This window comes from Pedobacter sp. SYP-B3415 (assembly GCF_004138205.1).
Lineage (GTDB): Bacteria > Bacteroidota > Bacteroidia > Sphingobacteriales > Sphingobacteriaceae > Pedobacter.
Window position 1 is genome coordinate 69,483 of sequence record NZ_RXNQ01000033.1, and the last position, 23,225, is coordinate 92,707.

Here is a 23,225-nt window from a genome sequence, read left to right on the forward strand (position 1 = left end):
ATAATTAATAACGAAAAAGAAACATTATAAATGGCAATTTTAGCATTTCAAAAACCGGATAAGGTGATCATGCAGAAATCAACAGATTTCGATGGTACATTTGAATTTCGTCCTTTAGAACCCGGTTTCGGTGTGACAATCGGTAATGCCCTGAGAAGAATTTTACTTTCTTCTCTCGAAGGGTATGCCATTACGACCATTCGGTTCTCTGGTGTCTCGCATGAGTTTTCAACCATCAAAGGTGTAGTAGAAGACCTTACCGAGATCATCCTGAACCTCAAACAAGTTCGTTTCAAAAAAACCGGTGAGTCTGGTGATTCCGAAAAAGTATTCATTATCGTTAACGGACAGGACCAGTTCAAAGCCGGCGACATCACTAAGTTTTCTAACAACTTCACCGTTCTGAATCCTGATCTGGTGGTTTGTAACATGGAAAAATCTGTAACCCTGGAGGTCGAACTGACCATCAATAAGGGTCGCGGTTATGTTCCTGCTGAAGAGAATAAATCAAGTGATGCTGTGGTTGGTGTGATTGCGATCGATTCGATCTACACACCAATGAAAAATGTAAAATACACCATTGAAAACTATCGTGTTGAACAAAAAACTGACTATGAAAAGTTAGTGCTTGATATTTCAACAGATGGTTCTATCCACCCTGAAGAAGCACTTAAAGAGGCTGCGAAAATTCTGATTCAGCACTTTATGCTGTTCTCTGATGAGAACCTTGTACTTGAGTCTCAGACCAAAGAAGAAACCAAGGAGGTTGACGAGGAGATCCTGCACATGCGTAAGATCCTCAAAACTGAACTTGTAGATCTTGATCTGTCGGTTCGCGCATTGAACTGCCTGAAAGCGGCAGACATCCGTACCCTGGCTGATCTCGTTTCTTATGATGTAGCTGATATGCTTAAGTTCAGAAACTTTGGTAAAAAGTCACTTACCGAAATTCAGGAACTGGTAAAATCAAAAGGTCTGTCTTTTGGCATGAACCTGTCCAAGTTTAAACTGGACGAAGAGTAAGCAATGTTTTGCCGCAGCGGGGTGCGCCCGCAGTGGCCTGGCATAGAATAAAATAATTATTCACAGTGCATAATTCCCTCGCAAAGAGACGGTATGCACTCAATTAAATAACAATGAGACACGGTAAAAAAGTAAACCACCTAGGAAGAACCGACAGCCACCGCAAAGCAATGCTTGCTAACATGGCTTCATCACTTATTCTTCACAAAAGAATCACCACCACGCTTGCTAAAGCTAAAGCATTGCGCACGTATGTTGAGCCAATCATTACTAAATCAAAGAATGATACAACCCACTCACGTCGTACTGTATTCACTTATCTGCAAGATAAAGAGGTAGTGAGCATTCTTTTCCGCGAGATTGCAGAAAAGGTTGCAAACCGTCCGGGTGGTTATACAAGGATCATCAAGTTAAACAACCGTATGGGCGATAACGCCGAGATGGCACTGATTGAACTTGTTGATTATAATGAAGTTTACGGTCAGGAAGCTGCTGCGAAGGAAGAAAAGAAAACTACACGTCGTGGAAGAAGCAAAGCCGGTGCTGCAAAAACAGCTGATGCTCCTAAAGCAGAGGCGAAAGAAGAAACTGCAGCTCCTGTTGCGGAAGAGGCTGCACCAGCTGCTGAGGAAACTCAGGCAACTGAAGCACCTGCCACTGAAACTGAAGAAAACAAAGAAGGCAAAGGCGAATAATTTTTTCGTCGGTCTTATCGAACCCCGGGACATCAGTCCCGGGGTTTTTTGTTTAAATGGAAAATGCCATCCTCGGCGCGGCAGAGCTTGCATAATATGTCAGCCTCCCCGGCTGATTGCTCCTGGGGGCGTGGAAACCTTTTTTTTACCGAGATGCGCTCAAGTCATTTCAGCCAGAAAAAATCCCTGCTCACTTCACTATTACGCGAAAAGGCTTTCAAGACTTAGTTGTTTTGGACCTGCCAGAAAACTAAACTCATGAAAACGCTGCCATGCACGTCCGTCATGTTTCAGCAGCGTGAACCCCGATGATACAAAAGATGCAAAAAACTTTCTGCGTTTAAAACGGCCCATGATAAGTGGGTAGACTTCTGCAATATCACGATAGGCAATTGTAAAATGAGGATGAAACGGTCCGGAGGGTGCTTTAACCGGGAGGTTGGAAACGATTTCTTTGCGTAGCCGGGTGAGTGCAGCCGTTTTTTTTACATCGATAAACACGGCCACATTTTCAAAACCACCGAAGTTTTCAAGCTCAACATTGAAGGGACTTTGGTTACAGGCGCGTTCAAGGTTGGTAACGAGGTTTTGCTCGCGCGAGCTGTCCATACGCAGCGGCGCAGCAAGGGTCATATGTACCGGCGGCCGCAGGGATGCCAGTGTGCCAAAGGCCTCAGCACATTCCTGACGGATCAGATGCACGCGTGCAGAAATATCGGGCGGTGGCAAGATCGCGATGAGATACATTGATTCCATGGCCGAAAATACTAAAAATATTAGTAATTCATCCCTTTCGGTTGATTTTTTTGCGTTCGCAGGTAAAATAGTTCTGCAGGCCGGGCCATTTAAACCCGGGCGCAGCGGCAGCCCCGAAGTATGAGGGCTATAGCGAAGCACGGGGCAAACGCTCATTTCTCAAGAGGCCGTGCTTTCCAGATGTATCATTTTACATAAGCCAGGGCATGCTACTTCTGCCTTTCTTGGCCGAAAATGGTACCTTTGCAATGATGTCAGAATCAGGAACAAGCCCGGAAACATTTGCCAGCCGTGTAGCGGAGAGCCTTCATAATAAAACCTTTGTTAAACTTTCATTCGGTAATTATCGCGGTGAAGAGCCGGAGCTAAAGCAGGTTCTGGTGCGTGAGGTGGAGATCAAACGAAAGCAGATGCTGGCGTTTACATTCCGTTACCGGAGCCGCGATATCGTGAAGAACTTTACACTTGATGAGGGAACGGATAAGGCGGCCACGCTTTTGAATTCCGGCTTCCGCATAGCAACCCACTTTTCTACAACAGCAGATTTTATTATTGAATACAGGGAGAGGACTGGCTGGTCGGCACGGCAGCAGCAAGCGAGCCGTCGCGAAAAGCCTTCTGTATCGCATGACCATGCAAAAAAACGTTTGATTACGGCCGGTTCAAAACCTTATCTGCATGCGCTTGGCATAACCGGTTCTGATGGACAGGTTCTTAAAAGTGCTCAGGATAAGTATAAACAAATTAATCACTATATTGAACTGCTGGATCCGCTTATCCGGGAGGCAGGAACGATACGTCATGTAGCTGATATGGGATCGGGAAAGGGGTATCTGACGTTTGCCCTGTACGATTACCTGAAGAATGTGCTGGAGACGGAAGCTACGGTGACCGGTGTTGAGTACCGGCAGGACCTTGTCGACCTCTGCAATGCCATTGCTGCTGAGAGTAATTTTGAAAGTCTCAGCTTTGTGCCGGGAAGTATTTCAGACTATAACGCCGCCGGTACAGATCTGCTCATTGCCTTACATGCATGCGATACGGCGACAGACGATGCTGTTTATAAAGGTATTGAAGCCGGGGCCAAGTTGATCGTGGTAGCGCCATGCTGCCATAAAGAGGTGCGTCGTGAAATGGAGAGAAACAAGGCTGTCAACCAGGTTTCATTTTTAACCAGGTATGGCATATTTCTGGAGCGCCAGGCCGAAATGGTTACTGACGGCTTGCGGGCTCTGCTTCTTGAATATGCTGGTTACAAGACGAGGGTTTTCCAATTCATATCAGATTCACACACCCCTAAAAACGTGCTGGTTGTTGGCATAAAGGCTAAAGAACCAACGGCAGCAGACCGGGTAAGGCTGCTCGACCAGATTAATACAATAAAAGCTGACTTCGGAATTAAACGTCAGCACCTTGAACAGCTCCTGTTTTCAAAGTAAGACGATCGCTTGGAGGAAGGATGATCGACAAGGTTTGCTTTACCTGCAAGCCATCAGATTCTTTACCGGCCGCCCCGGTAAGACAGCAACGGGTGAATTGTAGATGAATCTTTAGTCTGACAAGGCCCCGCTGGTAAAATGATATGGCGATATCCTCAAAAAAGTCGTTTGTTCTGACAACGTGTCAGCGTGGCGCAACATGGCAACTGTCGAAATTTTCGCGAAACTGCAGAGAGAATGACAATTTGGTGTGAAAACTCTCTTGGCACAAGCATTGTTCTTAGAGAGAAAACGAAAACAGAAAAAGGAAATATACATCAAGATGGGAAAAATAATTGGAATAGACTTAGGAACAACCAACTCGTGTGTTGCAGTAATGGAAGGCAGCGAGCCGGTCGTTATCGCAAACAGCGAAGGTAAACGTACTACACCGTCTATTGTTGCTTTTGCAGACAACGGTGAACGTAAAGTGGGTGAACCGGCAAAACGCCAGGCGATCACCAACCCGACAAAAACGATATATTCGATCAAACGCTTTATGGGCAGCAGCTTTGACGAGAGCAGCAGGGAAGTTTCCCGCGTGCCATACAAAGTGTTGAAAGGCGACAACAACACGCCGCGTGTTGAAATTGATGACCGCAAGTACACGCCGCAGGAAATTTCTGCTATGGTACTTCAGAAAATGAAAAAAACGGCTGAGGATTTTCTTGGTCAGGAAGTAACAGAAGCAGTAATTACTGTTCCTGCATATTTTAACGACGCGCAGCGTCAGGCTACTAAAGAAGCCGGTGAGATTGCTGGTCTGAACGTAAAACGTATCATTAACGAGCCTACTGCAGCCGCGCTTGCTTACGGTTTGGATAAAGCACATAAAGATATGAAAATCGTTGTGTTTGACTGCGGTGGCGGTACACATGACGTTTCAGTGCTTGAACTTGGTGACGGCGTGTTTGAAGTAAAAAGTACAGATGGCGATACACACTTAGGTGGTGATGATTTTGACCATGTAGTGATTGAATGGCTGGCTGATGAGTTCAAAAACGAAAATGGCATGGACCTGCATAAGGATCCAATGGCATTGCAACGTCTTAAAGAAGCTGCTGAAAAAGCAAAAATCGAGCTTTCAAGCACTACTTCAACAGAGATCAACCTGCCATATATCACTGCAGATGCGACAGGACCTAAACACCTTGTGCGCACCTTGAGCCGTGCAAAATTCGAGCAGCTGGTTGGCGACCTGGTGAAGCGTACTATTGAACCATGCAGATCTGCCTTGAAAAACGCAGGCCTGAGCACTTCAGATATCGATGAGATCATTCTCGTTGGCGGTTCTACCCGTATCCCTGCTATCCAGGAAGCGGTGAAAGCTTTCTTCGGAAAAGAACCGAGCAAAGGTGTAAACCCTGACGAAGTTGTAGCAATTGGTGCGGCAATTCAGGGTGGTGTTTTAACCGGTGACGTAAAAGACGTTTTATTGCTTGACGTAACTCCGCTTTCTCTCGGTATCGAGACCATGGGCGGTGTAATGACTAAACTGATCGACGCCAATACAACTATTCCGACGAAAAAATCTGAGACTTTCTCGACGGCAGCAGATAACCAGCCATCTGTAGAAATTCACATTCTTCAGGGCGAACGCCCGATGGCAAACCAGAACCGTACCATCGGCAGGTTTATCCTTGACGGTATCCCACCTGCACCACGCGGTGTGCCTCAGGTTGAAGTAGCGTTCGATATTGATGCAAATGGTATTCTGCATGTAAGTGCGAAAGATAAAGCAACCGGAAAAGAACAAAAAATTCGCATCGAAGCGTCTTCAGGTCTTACTGATGAAGAGATCAAAAAGATGAAAGAAGAAGCTGAGAGAAATGCTGACGCAGATAAAAAAGCAAAAGAAGAAGCAGATAAGATCAATGGTGCCGATGCACTGATATTCTCTACTGAAAAGCAGCTTAAAGAGTTTGGTGAAAAATTATCAGCGGATAAAAAGGCGCCAATCGAAGAAGGGCTGAAAAAACTGAAAGATGCTCATGCCGCCCGTAATTTCGCAGACATCGATGCCGCTCAGGCCGAACTGCAAAATGCATGGAATGCAGCTTCTGAAGAAATGTACAAAGCGGGTCAGGAGACACAGGGCCAGCCTGGTGCTGAACAACCTCAGGGTGGTGCTCAGTCACAAGACGGAGGCGACCATGTAACCGATGTTGACTTTGAAGAGGTAAAAGAAGACGACAAAAAATAAATCGTCTGCTCCAATTAAAAAAAAGCCGGTTATCATTCGATAACCGGCTTTTTTTATTCTCTGAAAGGCGATTTTATGCCCAAAGGCTTTCCGGATAACTTCCGTTGTTGACAAGTTCTGTAATGCTGTCCTGAACAATCGGCTTGTCTTCTTTATAGGTTACACCAAACCATTTGCTGCTGGTTGGAATTACTTTGAAGTCTGCTGTCTGAGTTTGCACCAGGTGATCGGCTACAAGCGGAATAAAAAATTCTGCCTTCGGTTTGTCTTTGTTATCTGCTGCGAACTTTACGAAAAGTTCTTCAGTAGTCTTGAAGACCTCAGGCGTAAAGCCCCAGAAATTCATTGATACGCGCGTATCGGGAGAAAGCGGATATTCCTTACCATCCTCTTCATAAACCACAGTATCATCTTTTCTGTAAACTTTCGTGCGCTCGTTGATGTCTGTAAGTTTGTCGTTCTCAACGTTACACACGCCACGTGACACTGATCCGTAATCAGAAAGGGTTTTACCAATCTCGTAACCTACCAGTGAGTAGGTGCTTCCGTTTGCCTCAGATGTAAGGAATTCTACCATCTTTTTGAATGCATCAGGACCGTAATAATCATCTGCATTGATCACACAAAAGGGCTCGTTAATCACTTTACGCGCGGACAGGATTGCATGTGCGGTTCCCCACGGCTTTTCGCGGTAGATCTCTTCGTTGATGCCGAACTGTGTCAGGTCAAAGTTTTGAAATACGTAGTCGGTTTCGATCTTGCCATTCAGTTTTGGCTCAAAGATAGACTTGAAGTTGTCCAGAAATTCTTCTTTGATAATGAACACAACCTTGCCAAATCCGGCTTTGATTGCGTCATATATCGAATAGTCAATGATCGTCTCTCCGTTAGGGCCAAAACCATCAATTTGTTTCATGCTCCCGTAGCGGCTCGCCATTCCGGCTGCCAAGATTAATAAGGTTGGTTTCATTCACGAAAATAACAATTCAGGACTAATTGAGTTTACCCGAAGCAAAAAATTATTGTTTTTGTAATCTGCCGTTCACAGCCTTATGTGCTATGCCTCAGGCAGTAAACATATTCGCTGCCCCAAAGGCTATGCTTGCCCGGCACCACAATTTTGTTATTTTTGCAGACCTTAGGGTGCAAGACACCCTGATTAAAAAGACAATCATGAGTATTCAAGCAAAGAACGAAATTTTCGACAATGTAGCCCAGCGTCTTAAGCTGGAAGGTTTCAATGTTGTAACAAAAGATGACACGCGCCCGTGGGGTGGCTTCTTCGTTTTAGACGAAGCCCAGGCCCAGCAATTCGCCGATACCTATTTTGATGGCCTTGATGTAAACAGCCTGAAAATCGGCGGAAAACTGAGTCCAAAAATTTTGGTAGTTGCGCCTGAGAAAAGACTTTCGTGGCAGTATCATCACCGTCGTGCAGAGATCTGGCAGGTTGTAACCGGTACGGTTGGCATCAAAACCAGTGAGACTGACGAAGAGGGCGAGATCAAAACATATGGTCCTAAAGATCAGATCAAATTGCAGAAAGGTGAGCGCCACCGGCTTATCGGTCTCGATGACTGGGGTGTTGTAGCAGAAATCTGGCAGCATACAGACGCGTCTAACCCTTCGGATGAAGATGATATTGTTCGCGTACAGGATGATTTTGGCAGATAAGTGAGTATTCCAAGAACTAAAGACCAGCTTTTAGCGTATTAACAGGTACAAGACACATACATGATTATTCTTATATTTTTTCTTACGCACTGGTTTCTATCACTTTTCTCGCAGACATTTTTTCTTCACCGGTATGCATCCCATAAGATGTTTAAAATGGGAATGTTCTGGGAGCGTTTTTTCTATGCCTTTACGCTGGTAGCACAGGGCTCTTCATTTTTGAATCCCAGGGCTTACGCCATTCTTCACCGGATGCATCATGCCTATAGTGATACTGAAAAGGATCCGCATTCGCCGCACTTTTTCAAAGATGTATTCGGAATGATGATCGCGACTAAAAACATGTACCTGAACTACCTTCGTTTCAAAATTGAACCGGAGCCGGCGTTCAGAGGCAAATACCCCGAATGGCCACTTGTAGACCGCATTGGCGATTCATGGTTTTGGCGGATTGGCGTTGGTTTGTTGTATATCGCATTTTATGTAACCTTCGCTACCCACTGGTGGATGTACCTCTTACTGCCGGTTCACTTTCTGATGGGGCCGATCCACGGGGCCATTGTAAATTGGTGCGGTCACAAATACGGGTATTCGAATCACGAGAATGATGACCATAGTAAAAACTCATTACCTCTCGATTTTCTGATGCTGGGTGAGCTGTTTCAAAACAACCACCACAAGCGGCCGAACAGCCCGAACTTTGCTTCGCGCTGGTTTGAATTTGATCCGACCTATCCTGTAATGAAGGTGCTTCACTGGATGCGTATCATTCGCATTCGGAAGGTCTAAATTGATGTGCGCCATGCTTTGGCGCAGGGCCAAAACAAGGTATAAAGCATAAAAAAGCCACCGGATATTCCGATGGCTTTTTTCTATTGGTGCCTGTTTCCGCGGCTGTAAAATTTCCGCTTGTTTGCGCTTTTAGGTCCGCCTTTGCTGCCTCCTCCTTTTGAGTCTTTCTGCGCCGGCCGCTTCACCTCGTTTTTTGCCAGCATGTTCTGCCAGCTAAGCGGGTAGGGGTGGTCTTCGATAATTGGAATGGTCCGTTTGATGAGTTTGTGGATATCGATCAGGTACTCATTTTCTTCAGAGTCTACAAATGATATCGCGTGACCACTTGCTCCGGCCCGACCTGTACGACCGATACGGTGCACATAGGTCTCAGGGACGTTCGGCAAGTCATAGTTGAATACATGCGTCAGTTCATCGATGTCGATACCGCGGGCGGCAATATCTGTGGCGACCAGGATTCGGGTGCTTTTATCTTTAAAATTGGTCAGAGCCCGCTGACGCGCGTTCTGCGACTTGTTGCCATGTATCGCCTCAGCCTTAATACCTGCCTTCCACAGGTCTTTTGCAATGCGGTCGGCGCCATGTTTGGTACGGGTAAACACAAGTGCCGTTACAATGTTTTCATCCTGCAGCAGGTGAATCAGCAATTTCTTTTTCTCGTTCTTGTCTACAAAATAAACCGACTGGTTGATGGTTTCAGCCGTCGATGATACCGGCGTTACCTCTACAGTAACCGGGTTGTTCAGGATCGTGTTTGCCAGCTTTTGAATCTCAGGCGGCATCGTTGCCGAGAAAAACAAGGTCTGTCGTTTCTGTGGCAATTTTGCAACTACCTTTTTAACATCATGAATAAAACCCATATCAAGCATGCGGTCGGCTTCATCCAGAACGAAAATTTCCAGGTCGGCCAGGCTGATGTGACCCTGGTTCATCAAATCGAGCAGGCGTCCGGGTGTAGCAACGAGGATATCAGTTCCCTTTCGCAGCGCATCTACCTGGGGTTGCTGGCCAACGCCGCCAAAAATAACCGTCGATTTTTCAGGCAGGTTTTTGCCATAGGCTGTAAAACTTTCCTGTATCTGGATAGCTAGTTCGCGGGTAGGTGTGAGAATAAGCGCTTTGATTGCCTTTTTCGGTTTCTGTCTGTGCCGCATATGCAAAATTTGCAGCATGGGAATAGCAAAGGCGGCTGTTTTCCCGGTTCCTGTCTGTGCACAGCCAAGAAGATCTTTGAGTTTTAATATACTTGGTATAGCCTGTTCCTGAATCGGGGTAGGCTTGGTGTAACCTTCGCTCTGAAGTGCCTCGGCAATCGGTGCGATCAGGTTCAATTTTTCGAATGACATGTCAATTAAATAAAGCAGATACGCTCTGTCGGTATCTGGCCTGCAAAGATACGGCAAAAAGGTGGGATGGGGAAATGCTGCCGCGCGGCAGGGGGGGGGGCCAAGGTCTATGTGCAGCATCGCGCCCCAGTCGCCTGGATAGAGCTCGACTCCTGCAAAGTTGGTAGCTTTCGCAAAGCTACCAACTTTAAGTTAAAAAAATACTATTTGTAGCTAATTTCTTTCCTTAAAACGACTAAAACAAAGTAAGGCTACTACGCATAGTACAAAGCCTAGGATACCGTTTAGCCGTAGGCCGAAATCATTTCCCGGGTCTTTGCCGTAAACCGTCAGCATAGCGAAAACACCTATACCGATAGTCTGACCAAGTTTAACAAACAGATATTTGACCGCGAAAAACATGCCTTCGCGGTTTTCGCCGGTTTCTTCAGCCTCCCGTTGTGCAATGTCGGCCAGAATGGCGTTAGGCAAAATGCCCAGCGCAGCAAGTGGAAACGATGCCGATACAACAAGTACTCCGATCTGCATCTTTGGTGTCATGGGCAGGCGCCCCAGAAAATAGATCGTTACGAAGATCAGACTGAGTACCGCAAACGCCACCAGAACGATTGGCCGTTTACCAAATCTTGCTGAACCATAATTGATCAGCGGATAAAACAGGAGGGAACTCAGTACCATGATGGCCATGAATTTTCCGCCTTCTGCTTCGGGCAATCCCAGTAATACCGTTACGAAATACAGAAGTCCGCTTGAAATGATGCTCAATGCAGTATAGTAGGCGAAGTCTGAAATGAGATAGTATTTAAAATTGCTGTTTCTGAAGGTGCTTTTAATTGCACGAAAAAATGGGATGTGCGCCGATTGACCACGCGTAAACTTTCGCTCATCAATAGACAGGATCGGCAGCAGCATCGCAGCGCCTGCAAGTGTAGCCAGCGACCAAATCGTAAACTGTACAGCCCGCGCCCGTTCCGGTACCGCAAAAACATCCTGAACCAGATCTGCAAAGTTATTGACGAGCGCAGAAATGATAATGCCCACCACAAACCCAACCTGCTGAAATGTGGAGAGTCTTACCTTCTGAGGCTGCGTGTGCGCCAGTTCGGCAAGCAACGCATTATAGGGAATGATGTAAGAAGTTACTGAAACAAAAAACAGACACAGCAAAATAACCAGCCACCAGGCGTTACCTGTGCTTGCTGCGGCGTGCGGCGGTGTGAAGACGAGGCAGCAGCATACCACGGAAGGAACAATTGCCCAGCGCATGATCGGTATGCGCCGGCCCCGGGGGTTCGTGCTTCTGTCGCTCACCGCAGCGATGAACGGATCGTACAAGGCATCAACCAACCTTCCAGAGGCCGCGATCAGCGACAAAACATTAAAAATGCCAAAAAAAAGCAATTGGGGCACGAGCACGGGCAGCCCGGCATTGTTGGGCGGCAGGTAGAAATAGGGAAGCATGACGATGATCAGGTTGCTCATGATGCTCCAGCCCATCATGCCTGCTGCGTAAGCGTATTCTTGTTTTTTATTCAGAGTGATCGGTAGGGATGACATCAAGTCGCGGTTTTTCTCTTGTTTACGGCATGAAAGATAAAGTAAATGAGGCAGAAGCCTGCAAATGCGCCGACCCCTGTCAGTGCAGCCGCGGGATCATCGCCATAAATGCTAACGGCTACAAATACATAGGCCAGGATGAACAGAAGAGGGATAAACGGGTATAACTTTACTTTGTAAAAAGTACTCTCATCCTTCCCTGCCTGCGCTTTTCTTAACATAAAGATCGCTGCTGCGCCGCTTGCCATGCTGATACATTCCAGGAAAATAGTGTAGTTTAAAATCTTATCAAAGGTCTTTGCAAAGAAAATGATCAGTACAGCCATGGCCGTATATACGCTCAGACTTACTGCCATGACATTTTTCCTTTTCGTAGTTTGGGAAAAAACCGCAGGCAGGGCGCGCTCCTGACCCATGGCAAACATAATGCGTGGGTTGCTGAGCAGATTCACGTTTACATAGCCTAAAACCGACAGAAAAATAAGCACCGAAAGGATGGTATAACCCTTTGGCCCGAAAATGCTGCCAGCCAGTATAGCTGCTATACTGTCGGCCGAGCCCAGTGCGTCAAAGCCGATTACCCATACATAGGCGTAATTGATCAGGAGATACAAAGAGATAATGAGCAGGAGACCGATAATAATGGCACGCGGCAAGATACGCCTTGCCTCTTTGGTTTCGCCGCCAAAGTTTATCGTGGCCTGGTATCCGGCGAAGCTGAAAGAAACGGCGATCAGGCACAAACCAAGCATTTTCCCGTAATCCTGCCAGCCCGTTGCCGCCGGCAGAACTGTCCCTGATGCAGGCGCCTGAGGAGTGAAAAGTATTGCAGAAATCAGTACCACTACCGTAAGAATTTTTACAATGGTCAGCACATTTTGTGTCTTCGAACTTGCTTTTAACCCAAGCAGGTTTATGCAGTATAACAGTAATATGCTTGCAATGGCAATGCCCCCGCGGTATGTTTCGTCGGTCGCTTTTTCCGGGAAAAAGATGGCGCAGATATATTCCGAACCAATCAGTGTTACCGCCGCTACCGATGCAGCTGAAGAAACAATTCCTATACAGTTGATTGAAAATGCAACCGCCGGATGATAACCAATAGAAAAGATCTTATAGTATGCTCCGGTCAGCGGGTAACGGGAGCCGATCTCGGCAAAAGTGAGTGCGCCGCAAAGCGCAACGACCCCGCCGGCTATCCAGGCAGCAAAAAACAACTCGACACTGCCCGCCTTTGCAGCCACGTTTACCGGGGTGCGGAAAATGCCCATCCCGATGACCAGGCTTACAACAATCATGGCCAGATCAAAAAGGGAAAGTTGTTTTTTTATTTGCATGTTTGGTGAGTATGGGGGCTGAAGATACGGCTAATTGTGTATTTGTTGAAACTTTCAGGCTGTGTCAGCCATAGAAAAATCATAAATTTGTATGTCGTAAAATCCTGCCTTCCGGCGATGCCTGGCATGCGCAGCATTCATCACCGCTAACTTTTGAAACATATGGCTGAAGCTACTTATAATGATGACAGTATTCGCTCGCTCGATTGGAAAGAACACATCAGGCTGCGTCCGGGTATGTATATCGGGAAACTTGGCGATGGCTCTTCGGCAGATGACGGCATTTACGTGTTGCTAAAGGAGATCGTAGACAATTCAATCGATGAATTTGTGATGGGTACGGGTAAAACCATCGAAATCAACGTATCAGACCAAAAGGTAAGCGTGCGCGACTATGGTCGTGGCATTCCCCTGGGTAAAGTCATAGACTGCGTTTCCAAGATCAACACCGGCGGTAAATATGACAGCAATGCGTTCCAAAAGTCGGTGGGCTTAAATGGCGTTGGTACAAAGGCAGTAAATGCACTTTCAACCGTATTCACTGTGCAAAGCTACCGCGAAGGCAAAACTAAAAAAGCTGAATTTTCAAAAGGTGAACTGACGACAGAGCATCCTGAAATAGAGACCACCCAACGCAATGGTACGGCCATCAACTTCGTGCCGGATGAAAGTATTTTCCGGAACTTTCACTTTATCCCTGACTTTGTTGAAAAGATGATCTGGAACTATGTGTTCCTGAATACCGGGCTTACCGTCAATTTCAATAACCAAAAGTATTTTTCAGAGCGTGGTCTTTACGATCTGCTTATGCGTGAGGCCGACGTAGACAGTCTTCGGTATCCAATCATCCACCTGAAGGGTAATGATATTGAGGTTGCCATGACGCATGGTCAGCAGTACGGTGAAGATTATCACTCTTTTGTGAACGGCCAGCATACTACGCAGGGAGGCACACACCAGGCCGCCTTTCGTGAAGCGGTTGTAAAAACCATCAGGGAGTTTTACAAAAAAGAGTTTGATGCGGCAGACGTTCGCGCTTCTATCATCGCTGCGGTGTCGGTGCGGGTGCAGGAGCCCGTTTTCGAATCCCAGACAAAAACAAAACTCGGCTCTCTGAATATGGGCCCGGACGGACCAACTGTAAGGACCTTTGTTAATGACTTTGTAAAAAAGGAGCTTGATGATTACCTGCATAAACATGGTGACGTTGCTGATGCGCTTCTGAAACGTATTCAGCAAAGTGAACGTGAACGCAAGGATATAGCCGGTATCAAAAAACTTGCGAACGACCGTGCGAAAAAGGCCTCACTTCACAATAAAAAACTCCGCGACTGTAAGGTACACTTCAACTCGACTCATGAGCGGCGCTACGAAACAACCCTTTTTATTACGGAAGGTGATTCAGCTTCGGGATCGATCACAAAATCGCGCGATGTCGAAACTCAGGCTGTATTCAGTTTGAAAGGCAAACCGCTGAACTGTTACGAGCTTACCAAAAAGGTGGTGTACGAGAATGAAGAATTTAACCTGCTGCAGCATGCGTTAAATATTGAAGATGGCATTGAAAACCTACATTACAACAATATCGTAATTGCTACAGATGCAGACGTGGATGGCATGCATATCAGGCTGCTGATGATGACGTTCTTTCTGCAGTTTTTCCCTGACCTGGTCCGTGCAGGCCATGTGTATATTCTCCAGACGCCTCTTTTCCGCGTGCGGAACAAGAAGGAGACGATCTATTGTTACAGTGACGAGGAGCGGCGTAACGCAATTGAAAAGCTGGGTAATAAACCGGAAATTACCCGCTTTAAAGGCCTTGGAGAAATCTCACCTGAAGAGTTCGGCCTGTTTATCGGTGCAGACATCAGGCTTGATCCGGTTATTTTGAAAGAACAAACCATCAAAAGCCTGCTCGAGTATTACATGGGTAAGAACACGCCAGAGCGGCAGCAGCATATTATCAGAAATCTGCGTATAGAAAAAGATGAAATTGCCCCTGAAAAGGCAATTGACCTGGACGACTCCGTAGTGACCGGTGAAGTAGCTTAATATCAGGATTCCGTCGTTTCTTCCGGATGCTGCGGCGGCAGTTCGCTTACTTCTTTCTCAATGATGACGGTTTTCAGATGCACCGCGTATTTTGTGGGTTTTATCCCTTCGTCAAACTTTTCGGCGAATGCCTGCGTAAATTCTGCACCGAAGTACAGAATAACTGCAGTATAATAAATCCAGGTAAGAATGACGATGATTGATCCGGCGGCGCCGAAAGCAAGTCCCGGATTGGATTTCTCCAGATAAATGCCGATTGCCCATTTGCCAAGGCCGAATAACAGCGCCGTGAATCCGGCTCCAACCAGCGCGGATTTCCATCTCAGGACGACATCCGGTAATACCTTGAAGATAATGGCAAAGATTGTCGTTACGACTGCAAACGTCAGCACGTTATTGACAAGCATGACGATAAATGTCGTGGTGCTGTCTATTTCAGGGATATAACGGTGTAAAAATCGCTGAATTTTATCGCCGAAGCTAAGCACAATGCTGTTGATAACAAGCGAAACCAGCAGCAAAAAACCCATGGAGACGATCAGAGAAAATGAGAGCAGCCGGTTGGTGATTAGTTTCTTCCAGCCTTTCTTTGGCACGGCCTTCACCTTCCAGATCATATTTATGCTGTCCTGGATTTCGATAAAGATTGCTGTTGCACCCATAATAAGGGTAACAATACCGATGATCAGGCCGATCGAACTTTTGCCAGACAGGTTGGCATTGTTTACGAATCCCTGGATTTGCGCGGCGGCTTCGGCCCCGACAAATTCATTAATCTCCCCGAATAGTTTACCCTCCAGCGCTTCCTCCTTGTACAGAATGCTTGTTACCGAAAGAATGATCAGCAGCAGCGGAGTAAGCGAAAACAGGGTATAATAGGCCAGGGCAGCGCTGAGTTTCATAACCCTGTCTTCGCTGAAACCTTTGCCGGCTGCGGCCAGCAGCTGGTAAGTATTTGTTCCGAATTTCTTTATCTTGTTTATTGTAGTCATTGTCTAGAATGGATATCCGATACCGATATTGAGGATCAGGTTTTCTCTTCTCCAGCCCTTATCGCCAAAGGCCACCTCATCAAATACCCAGCGTTGCCCCTCAGGCAGGTATGGTTTACGGATAGGAAAAGCAAGGTCAAGACGAACAACAAATATGCTGGCATCTACACGTAAGCCGGCACCGGTACCAACCGCAAGTTCATCAAACGCATTTGAAAGCCTGAATTGTGATCCGGGCCGGAGCGGGTCTTCCCGTCTTAGCCAGACGTTACCGGCATCGACGAACAGGGCGCCATAAAGTACACTGACAAGTTTTGCACGAAGTTCTGTATTCAACATCATCTTCACATCACCGCCCTGGTCTGCGAAGAGCGCATTCGGGCTTACGCGGTAGGTGCCCGGACCGAGCGATCGGGCTGCAAAAGCTCTGATGTCATTACTTCCGCCTGCAAAGAACTGCCTCACAAATGGCAGAGAGGAACTGTTGCCGTATGCATACCCGTAACCGAGGTTCAGCCGGTTTGCCCAGGTGAGCCCCCGCGTGATTTTGAAGTAATCGCGCAGATCTGCCTCGAAACGCACAAACTGTGTAAGGGATGTATTAAAAAGGCGTTTTGAACCGTCCTCTTTTTCTTTAAAGAACAACCCGACCACATTACCTGCCGTCTGCACATTGCCCATAAAGAAGAGGTTATTGCGGCGGGTCTGATCAATCTGGTTATTGTACGTATAGGTATAGTTTGAACCGATGATGAACTGATTCTCATATGTGCTGAACAAAACAGGGTTGTTCTGTCTTGCCAGGCGGAAGGAATCCGTCTGACTGATCAGCTTCACGAAGTTGATGGAGATCGGGTTTAGTACGTGTTCCTTAAATGCGCTTTCCTTCCAGTTGTAACCAAATTCGCCTTTGGCAGAACCCATAGAAAAATAATTGGCGCGGTTGATCAGCTGGAAGCCCAGCGTCACATTGGTTTTGGGTACGAAAGCACTTGTGCTCTTTGGCTCAAAAAACGGCGTGATGAAACGCGGGAAAGAAAGTTTTCCTTCGGCGCTTAGTGAATAAGAGCTTACACCAGCCTGCGTTCCTTTAACCTGTGTTTCGAATCCGCCGCCTACACTTATATTAAGCTGTTCGGCACCGCGGAATACATTGCGGGTCAGCTGTGTCAGCGTTACTTCAGAACCGACAAAGTTATTTGATTTACTTGTTCCGGTAACAGCGAGTGAAAGCGAGTTTCTTTTCAATGGTGTCAGATACACACTTAAATCAAGCTGGTTATTTTTGAAACTGTCGACCGGATTAAATTCTGCCTTTACAAACTTAAAGGTGTTCAGGTTCACCAGACGGTTCAGTGAAAGATTATGGTCCCTGCGGTTATAAACATCCCCTTTGTTGAAGAAGATCATGCGCTCAAAAACCTGCGGTTTGAACGTGTTGCGCCGATCATATATCTCAAAATCTTTGTATTGAACCGGTTTGGTTCGTCTGATGACAGAATCAAGGTTCAGGTAATAGTTAGGATAGATCCGGATGTTGTTGATCGTATATGGTTTCAACGACGCATCAGGCGTTGTTTCTTTAACCCTGAGGTTTACGTTTACTTCGTGTTTACCTATCGTACTGTCTACCTTCAAGATCATATAGTCGGGGCTGAAATAAAAGAAGCCCTTTTCTTTAAGGTCATTGTCTATTCTTTCGCGTTCCTGTTTAAATACATCCAGACTATAATAAGAGCCCGGTTTCAACAGCGATTTTTCTTTGTTCGCATTCACAATTGCTGCGATAGGGGAGCTATCCGGCGGAAATGTCACCCTGTTTATCTTGTATCGCTGGCCCGTATTAGCCGTATAGATTGCCTTGGTTTTGCGGTTTTTAGTTACGGTGTCGCCGGTTACAGTAGCCTGCAGATAACCCTGGCTGATCAGGTTGCTGCGCAACACGTCATTATTCAGCTTCAGTCTTACCTCACTGCTCAATACAGGCGGTTCACCCACCTTGGTACGAAGCCAGTGGCGAAGGCCCTTTTTCTTCTTAGGTTCACCTGCGATGTTATAGATGTACAGCTTCGGACGCAGTCCAAGAATTTTCTTATTGGGCTTAGGTCTCGTTTTACTTTTCAGTTCAGCCTTCAGTCCCTTCTCGTCTTTAACCCGTCCCGAAGAGTCTGGGTTGATAACAATCTCCGCACCGGTATAGAGGTTTTGTCCCGGTTTCAGGTATTTAATGTTGCTGCAAGCGGCCAGTAAACCGGCAACCAGCAGGAGGCATAAAGGGTTAGTCTTTCTTATCATCCCTTGGTCTTTGTTCTTTATTCTTTTTTTCACGGCTGCGCTGGAAGATTTCGCGGAAACGGTTGTAGTCTACCACCAGGGCAAAGCCGACACCTGTTTCAATAATCTGCCCTTCTATAATGCCTTCATATTCGTTCCGGCGATATGCGCGAAGGCGGTACCGTCCATCATTCGAAAGCAGGTACTCAATGTTGACATTTCCTGCTATGTTACTTGTTTTCTGATTGTCCGGTCTCGGTCCTTCGAGTCCGAAAGAACTGCCTACAGATACTGTAAGGCGATCGTTCAGCAGGCGTTTTGACAAGCCTACTTCCAGGTCTGTTTTATTTTCCAGCTGACCGGTAGAGTAGTCTTCGGTAGAATTTACGCCAAAATTAAGATCTACACCTTTGATCAGGTCTGAGGCGAGGTTGTTCAGCTGCTCGGTAAGGAGTTTACTCACGCTCTGACGTGCCAGCGTAGATACGCCACCGCCGCCTGCAAGGCTTTGGAATGGATTGTCAGCGATAAACCTGCCCAGTGCAAGCAGTGCGAACACTTGTTTATTCAGTTCATTCGGATTCGCATTAACCTGCTGAATCTTCGTTTCTGTCTCAGCGCGTACAGGTCCGCCTTGTCCTTCCGGCATTTCCAGTGCGAAACTGATATCGGGTTTCATAAGTTCACCGTCAAGATTAAGCAGCACCCGGAACGGGAATTTTTGTTTGAAGCGGTTCTGCTCGAGCGTAGAACGGTTTTCAATCTGGTCAGCGACCAGGTCAATCGGAGCGGCTTCCACTTCATAAATGGCGGTCATATCCAGATTTGCCGAAGTAGGTTCTCCTGTCCAGGTAATGGTGCTGCCATTCTGGATCTTAAACTCCCGCTTCAGCGGGCCTACACTTAGATTGTAGCCGCCATCATTCAATTCATAGGTGCCGGTAAGACTGATCTTTCCGCTTGGATCCATAGTGGCATTCAGTTCAGCCTGTCCCTTTACGCGGAGGGCATCACCATTTGCGGGATCAACAACCACGTTGAATTCAGCGTCTTTGTCGATATCAATGTTCGCACTGAAGCTGATTCCTGAAATAGGCGATTTGGTCAGGCTGTCTACATTTAGTGCCGGTTTGCCGTTAAACGGAGCGGCATCTTCGTCAATAAACTGAACAATTCCATCCTGCTCTATTACTGCGGGGTCATTCGACGGAATAGCAAAGTAAAACTTGGTCTTGTCATTGATACTGATGTCTGCATCAACATCGGGTTGATTCAGATCACCCCGCACTTTTATGTTGCTGCTCAGGAAAACGGTTCCATAGAACAATTCGTTGTCTGCAACCGTCGAATTTAATACCCGGAAGTTGTCTGTTTTAATGTCTAAACCAAAACGGAAGTCGCGGAAGGTCTGCGTGTAAACACGTCCGTCAATAACTGCTTTCTGGTTCAGGGAATCGATCAGCGTAAAATTATCAAACGCAATGCCCTGGTCATCGAACAGGATCCGTTCGTTTGGCAAACGGAAGAATGAGTTGATCATGGCTACATTGAAACCGGCATTGCGGAATGTCAGGTCGCCGTTTACGCGGGGTGCGGTCAGGCTTCCTTTTACGGCAAGCTGTCCGGTCAGATTTCCGGTTCCCTGTCTTATTTGTCCGCCAGATAAGCTTTCTATTTCTTTTAAATCGATCTTATCGATATTCAGGGTCAGGTCTATTGAACTCTGCGGTGCCGTGTAATAAAACCCGTTTGCACGTAACTCATGTACGCCGCTCAGCGCAATATTTGTTTCAAACGCATTCTCTGTGTTATTGTTAACTGCTACGCGCAATGTTCCGAGCTGATCTTTCTGGTAGCGTAGCTGGTCAATCGTGAGATTCGCTTCAAACTTAGGCGAGCCGGTAAGGTCTTTGGCTATCGCATTACCATTGATTTTACCACCTACCAGCGTTGTATCTGTTTCAGCCAGGCGGGTGATGGTCTCAATCTGGAAGTCTTTAAATGTAACTTCCAACGGCGAGTTGGGGGTCGTACCTGTGCTGTTGATGCCCAGTAGCTGATTGTTGTTACTCAACTGGAACTGATTAACAAGAATACCCGATTTTCCAAACTGGATGAAATTGTCGGGAGAAACCGCCCATTTCTCATATGCGAGAACGAGTTTGTTTGGATCCATGCTGAAGCGGTAGTCCTTGTTAATGGATTCAAAGGTTCCGCCGAGCACATACTTATCCTTTGCTCCGCTGTCGCGAAGGAAGATATTCACGAGAAGTTTGTTGTTGGCTGCGTTGCCGGTCAACTCTGTATTAAACAACTGGATCGACGGGTTTTTAAGGCTTTTTACAAATAAGCGGTAATCAAGACGCTGATCCTTGTTGTCAACAACCAGGCGGGTGCTGTCTATCGCGAAGTCGCCGTAAACGATGCCGGGGAAGTCCGCATTAATCTTCAGGCTGTCTTTTTGCGTATCAACAAGGCCGTAAAATACTGCGGGTTTGAAAGTGGTCAGTTCTGGCACAAAATCCTGGATGATCTTCGGGTTCTTTATGCGCATGAAAAACCGCAATCTCTGGTCAGGTATGTTGGCAACCGTACCAAACTGGTAGTATTTGTTTATCTCATTGATAACGGCAGAGCCCACTTTTGTAAGCTGGTATTTTCCGTCGATTGTGGCATCGAGGATCTCAGAACGCAAGGTCAGGCTGTTTTCTGCAGCGCTGCTTGCTGCGCGTACTGAAATTGTGTCTACGTTAAAACGGCGGCCGTCTTTGGCAAGCTGCAATCCGGTTAAATCAAGGCTTCCGTTCAGGTAATCGGCATCGGCCGTTGCAAAATCTGCTTTGATGAGGCCGGCGGCGCTCAGCTCAGTTTTGCTGAAATTGAGTTTCTGAAGATCGAGCCTGCGGAGATCCAGATCGAGTTTTACCGCAGGATATTTTCCGGCCAGGCTTGCAGCGGCATCAAGTCTGAAGTTGGCATTGCTGTCGGGCATACTGCCTTTCACGGTAACCCGCTGCCTTGCATAGGTTCCCTGAAGCCTGAGATTCCGGTAAGTATAGTTGTTGTAATAGGCGTTGACAAGATCGGCGGTAAACCTCGCGTTCAGTGTCTTTGGATCGATACCCGTTCCGGCAACTTTCGCGCGAACAGTGACCCGGCCAAGCTTTGGCTGCTGTTTGAGCAAACGACCCACGTTGAAGTTGTTCAGCGCTACGGTGGCATCGTATTGTTCGCGGCCCTTTGGCCCGCTCATCTTCGCGAGGATACGGGCATTACCCATGTCGCTGCGCAATTGCAGCGCGGTATTGAAATTGGTCACGCCGCCGCGAAACGTTCCGTTCAGGTTAACAGTATTCGGGAGCGTCATATTTGACGGAAGCGATTTTCTTGGAATCACTACCAGAAGATCTTGTTTGGTCAATGAGAACCGTTTTATGTTCAGATCGAGGAAGGCCTTGTTTACGTCAGGGAGACCTTTGGCCGTTCCGCTGACGTCGATTACGGTGTTTTTGAGACCGTTTACCTGCAGCTGCGGAATGTTCAGGTTGTTCATGTAACCGTCAACCCGTGCATTAATGCGCAGGGTTTCATTGCGGTAAGCAGCAGGAACAGCGTCAGAAAAGTAGCCGGCATCTTTTACGCCGATGACAGTGTTGGTTAATTTCAGATCTATTTTTACACGTTCGGGATGTTTGGTCAGATCGTCGAGCGAGCTGAAACGGAGATCGGTACTGTTGTTAATGGTTGTGTTTGGCGTGCGCAATACAAAATTCTGCAGGCTGATCATCTGATCAGTATACACCGCATTGCCTTTCAGTTCTTCCAGGACAAAGCCGCTTTTGTCTTTCAGCGAGGCGTTGTTGACCTTCGCGCGAATCCCCGCTGCGCCGTAACTGATCTGTTCAGCCCCGAGGTTAAGTCCTGAAATAAGCAGGTGGTTAAAGTCCAGGCCGCGTTTGGCCGGTTTTGCAGCCAGGTTGTCAAACCGCACCGTATTATTTTTCAGGTTGATTTTTTGGACAACCAGCGCGAGGCCCTGGGTGTTATCGGCAGCCGGCTTTGTTTCTTCAAGTGCCTTGTCAACTTTTTTAACCTCGGCTGGTTTGAACGCAAACCGGATGTCGGAGTTATTTAATAATGCATCGTTCACGCCAAATTTCGAGTCGGTGAGATTTACTGACAGACCCTTCAAGCCAAGCTCGCCCACCTTCAGATCGGCATTCATATTTGAAATACGGTCATTGAATGCCACTTTAACCTGCTTGAAACTAAAGTCTTCAACTTCAATATATGGCAGCTTGCCTGAAGAGGCTTTTGCTGTATCAACACTGTTTTCAAGATGATTGGCCAGCTGCACGAGCGGCTTTTGCTGCATGTAAGAAAGATTCGTGTTGTCCAGACTGAAACGGCTGATTACGTACCGCTGATTTGCCAGATCAAAATCCTTGATCCGGGTTGTGAAGGCACCGAGGTAAACCCTCACGTCGTTACCGGCAACATCATCCCGGTAGTTGATTCCAATATCCTCAAACTCTACTTTGCTTACAGAAAATTTCAGGGTGGAGGTGCTGTCTTTCACGGTTTCTTCTTCCGGCTTTTTCTGATCCGATGCAAAGGCATCGACGAGGAAGGAAAAGTTGAAACTCGTATCGGGAGCAATCCGTTTAACGTTTGCCCGCACATTACGAAGCTGTATATCGTTTACCTCAACCTGGTTTTTCAGCAGTTTAAGCAGGCTGATGTCTACCTGTAGCTTGCCAGCATACAATAAAGTGTCTTTGTTGCGGTCTTCAATGTAAAACTTGTTGAGCACAACATCTTTAGGTAATGCAATCTTGATACTCTCCAGGCTAACCTGGGTATTTGTCTTCTTTTTAAGCCAGGTAATGGCTTTGTCTTTTACGAAGTTCTGAACGGCTGGAATGTTTAATGATGCAGCGATGCCAACCACAAGGACAATGATAATGGCTACAATCCAGAGAAGTACTTTTAGGGTTTTGCGTATGTATTTATTCAAGGGTAATGGCAGTTTGCGGTTACTAAAAA

Annotated in this window: 15 protein-coding genes; 7 read left to right on the plus strand and 8 right to left on the minus strand. The window is 46.7% G+C overall.

Annotated elements, in window-relative coordinates; translation table 11 throughout:
- Positions 1-30 precede the first annotated feature (30 nt).
- Positions 31-1,023, plus strand: coding sequence for a DNA-directed RNA polymerase subunit alpha (locus EJV45_RS13800; protein ID WP_129716333.1), 993 nt, complete (start codon positions 31-33; stop codon positions 1,021-1,023).
- A gap of 113 nt (positions 1,024-1,136) precedes the next feature.
- Positions 1,137-1,718 carry a 50S ribosomal protein L17 gene (gene rplQ / locus EJV45_RS13805; protein ID WP_129716335.1) on the plus strand — a complete coding sequence of 194 codons (582 nt, stop codon included), beginning with the start codon at positions 1,137-1,139 and terminating at the stop codon, positions 1,716-1,718.
- Between the two features lie 201 nt (positions 1,719-1,919).
- Here rplQ and EJV45_RS13810 read toward each other — a convergent pair whose 3' ends face one another.
- Positions 1,920-2,474: a 2'-5' RNA ligase family protein gene (locus EJV45_RS13810; protein ID WP_165305062.1), complete on the minus strand. Its 555-nt coding sequence runs from the start codon at positions 2,472-2,474 to the stop codon at positions 1,920-1,922.
- A 248-nt stretch (positions 2,475-2,722) separates the two neighbouring features.
- On the opposite strand from EJV45_RS13810, the gene EJV45_RS13815 reads away from it, so the two are divergent.
- Complete coding sequence (locus EJV45_RS13815; protein ID WP_240755288.1) at positions 2,723-3,913, plus strand: SAM-dependent methyltransferase; 1,191 nt, start codon at positions 2,723-2,725, stop codon at positions 3,911-3,913.
- A gap of 322 nt (positions 3,914-4,235) precedes the next feature.
- Positions 4,236-6,155, plus strand: a complete 1,920-nt coding sequence (gene dnaK, locus EJV45_RS13820) for a molecular chaperone DnaK (protein WP_129716340.1) — start codon at positions 4,236-4,238, stop codon at positions 6,153-6,155.
- A 73-nt stretch (positions 6,156-6,228) separates the two neighbouring features.
- Here the strand turns inward: dnaK and EJV45_RS13825 are convergent, their stop codons facing one another.
- Positions 6,229-7,125 carry a sugar phosphate nucleotidyltransferase gene (locus EJV45_RS13825; RefSeq protein ID WP_129716342.1) on the minus strand — a complete coding sequence of 299 codons (897 nt, stop codon included), beginning with the start codon at positions 7,123-7,125 and terminating at the stop codon, positions 6,229-6,231.
- 203 nt (positions 7,126-7,328) lie between these two features.
- Between EJV45_RS13825 and EJV45_RS13830 the strand changes: the two genes are divergently transcribed.
- Both EJV45_RS13830 and EJV45_RS13835 read left to right on the plus strand, forming a co-directional pair.
- Positions 7,329-7,829 (plus strand): phosphoheptose isomerase, encoded by a 501-nt coding sequence (locus tag EJV45_RS13830; protein ID WP_129716344.1) that lies wholly within the window; start codon positions 7,329-7,331, stop codon positions 7,827-7,829.
- Positions 7,830-7,889: 60 nt separating this feature from the next.
- On the plus strand, positions 7,890-8,618 hold the full coding sequence (locus EJV45_RS13835) for an acyl-CoA desaturase (RefSeq protein ID WP_129716346.1): 729 nt from the start codon (positions 7,890-7,892) through the stop codon (positions 8,616-8,618).
- An 83-nt stretch (positions 8,619-8,701) separates the two neighbouring features.
- On the opposite strand, the gene EJV45_RS13840 is transcribed toward EJV45_RS13835, so the two are convergent.
- The 3 genes from EJV45_RS13840 to EJV45_RS13850 form a co-directional block, all read right to left on the minus strand.
- Positions 8,702-9,967, minus strand: coding sequence for a DEAD/DEAH box helicase (locus EJV45_RS13840; protein ID WP_129716348.1), 1,266 nt, complete (start codon positions 9,965-9,967; stop codon positions 8,702-8,704).
- A 213-nt stretch (positions 9,968-10,180) separates the two neighbouring features.
- The gene (locus EJV45_RS13845) at positions 10,181-11,524 is read right to left on the minus strand and encodes an MFS transporter (protein WP_129716350.1); all 1,344 of its coding nucleotides are present in this window, start codon (positions 11,522-11,524) and stop codon (positions 10,181-10,183) included.
- Entirely contained in the window at positions 11,524-12,861 is a 1,338-nt protein-coding gene (locus tag EJV45_RS13850; protein ID WP_129716352.1) for an APC family permease, read from the minus strand. The genes EJV45_RS13845 and EJV45_RS13850 overlap by 1 nt, the downstream gene beginning before the upstream one ends.
- Before the next feature lie 162 nt (positions 12,862-13,023).
- On the opposite strand from EJV45_RS13850, the gene EJV45_RS13855 reads away from it, so the two are divergent.
- Positions 13,024-14,913, plus strand: a complete 1,890-nt coding sequence (locus tag EJV45_RS13855) for a DNA topoisomerase IV subunit B (protein WP_129716354.1) — start codon at positions 13,024-13,026, stop codon at positions 14,911-14,913.
- Positions 14,914-14,915: 2 nt separating this feature from the next.
- Here the strand turns inward: EJV45_RS13855 and EJV45_RS13860 are convergent, their stop codons facing one another.
- From EJV45_RS13860 to EJV45_RS13870, 3 genes are read right to left on the minus strand one after another with little or no spacing between them, the layout of a single operon-like run.
- On the minus strand, positions 14,916-15,905 hold the full coding sequence (locus EJV45_RS13860) for a YihY/virulence factor BrkB family protein (RefSeq protein ID WP_129716356.1): 990 nt from the start codon (positions 15,903-15,905) through the stop codon (positions 14,916-14,918).
- Between the two features lie 3 nt (positions 15,906-15,908).
- Positions 15,909-18,200 (minus strand): BamA/TamA family outer membrane protein, encoded by a 2,292-nt coding sequence (locus EJV45_RS13865; protein ID WP_129716358.1) that lies wholly within the window; start codon positions 18,198-18,200, stop codon positions 15,909-15,911.
- A complete protein-coding gene (locus EJV45_RS13870) occupies positions 18,184-23,196 on the minus strand; it encodes a translocation/assembly module TamB domain-containing protein (RefSeq protein ID WP_129716360.1) in 5,013 nt (1,670 codons plus the stop codon). The genes EJV45_RS13865 and EJV45_RS13870 overlap by 17 nt, the downstream gene beginning before the upstream one ends.
- Between the last annotated feature and the right edge of the window lie 29 nt (positions 23,197-23,225).

What these genes read in the sequence shown, in the direction of transcription:
- EJV45_RS13800 (WP_129716333.1), top strand. Translation starts at nt 31, where the DNA reads ATGGCAATTTTAGCATTTCAAAAACCGGATAAGGTGATCATGCAGAAA.
- rplQ (WP_129716335.1), top strand. Translation starts at nt 1,137, where the DNA reads ATGAGACACGGTAAAAAAGTAAACCACCTAGGAAGAACCGACAGCCAC.
- EJV45_RS13810 (WP_165305062.1), bottom strand. Translation starts at nt 2,474, where the DNA reads ATGGAATCAATGTATCTCATCGCGATCTTGCCACCGCCCGATATTTCT.
- EJV45_RS13815 (WP_240755288.1), top strand. Translation starts at nt 2,723, where the DNA reads ATGATGTCAGAATCAGGAACAAGCCCGGAAACATTTGCCAGCCGTGTA.
- dnaK (WP_129716340.1), top strand. Translation starts at nt 4,236, where the DNA reads ATGGGAAAAATAATTGGAATAGACTTAGGAACAACCAACTCGTGTGTT.
- EJV45_RS13825 (WP_129716342.1), bottom strand. Translation starts at nt 7,125, where the DNA reads ATGAAACCAACCTTATTAATCTTGGCAGCCGGAATGGCGAGCCGCTAC.
- EJV45_RS13830 (WP_129716344.1), top strand. Translation starts at nt 7,329, where the DNA reads ATGAGTATTCAAGCAAAGAACGAAATTTTCGACAATGTAGCCCAGCGT.
- EJV45_RS13835 (WP_129716346.1), top strand. Translation starts at nt 7,890, where the DNA reads ATGATTATTCTTATATTTTTTCTTACGCACTGGTTTCTATCACTTTTC.
- EJV45_RS13840 (WP_129716348.1), bottom strand. Translation starts at nt 9,967, where the DNA reads ATGTCATTCGAAAAATTGAACCTGATCGCACCGATTGCCGAGGCACTT.
- EJV45_RS13845 (WP_129716350.1), bottom strand. Translation starts at nt 11,524, where the DNA reads ATGTCATCCCTACCGATCACTCTGAATAAAAAACAAGAATACGCTTAC.
- EJV45_RS13850 (WP_129716352.1), bottom strand. Translation starts at nt 12,861, where the DNA reads ATGCAAATAAAAAAACAACTTTCCCTTTTTGATCTGGCCATGATTGTT.
- EJV45_RS13855 (WP_129716354.1), top strand. Translation starts at nt 13,024, where the DNA reads ATGGCTGAAGCTACTTATAATGATGACAGTATTCGCTCGCTCGATTGG.
- EJV45_RS13860 (WP_129716356.1), bottom strand. Translation starts at nt 15,905, where the DNA reads ATGACTACAATAAACAAGATAAAGAAATTCGGAACAAATACTTACCAG.
- EJV45_RS13865 (WP_129716358.1), bottom strand. Translation starts at nt 18,200, where the DNA reads ATGATAAGAAAGACTAACCCTTTATGCCTCCTGCTGGTTGCCGGTTTA.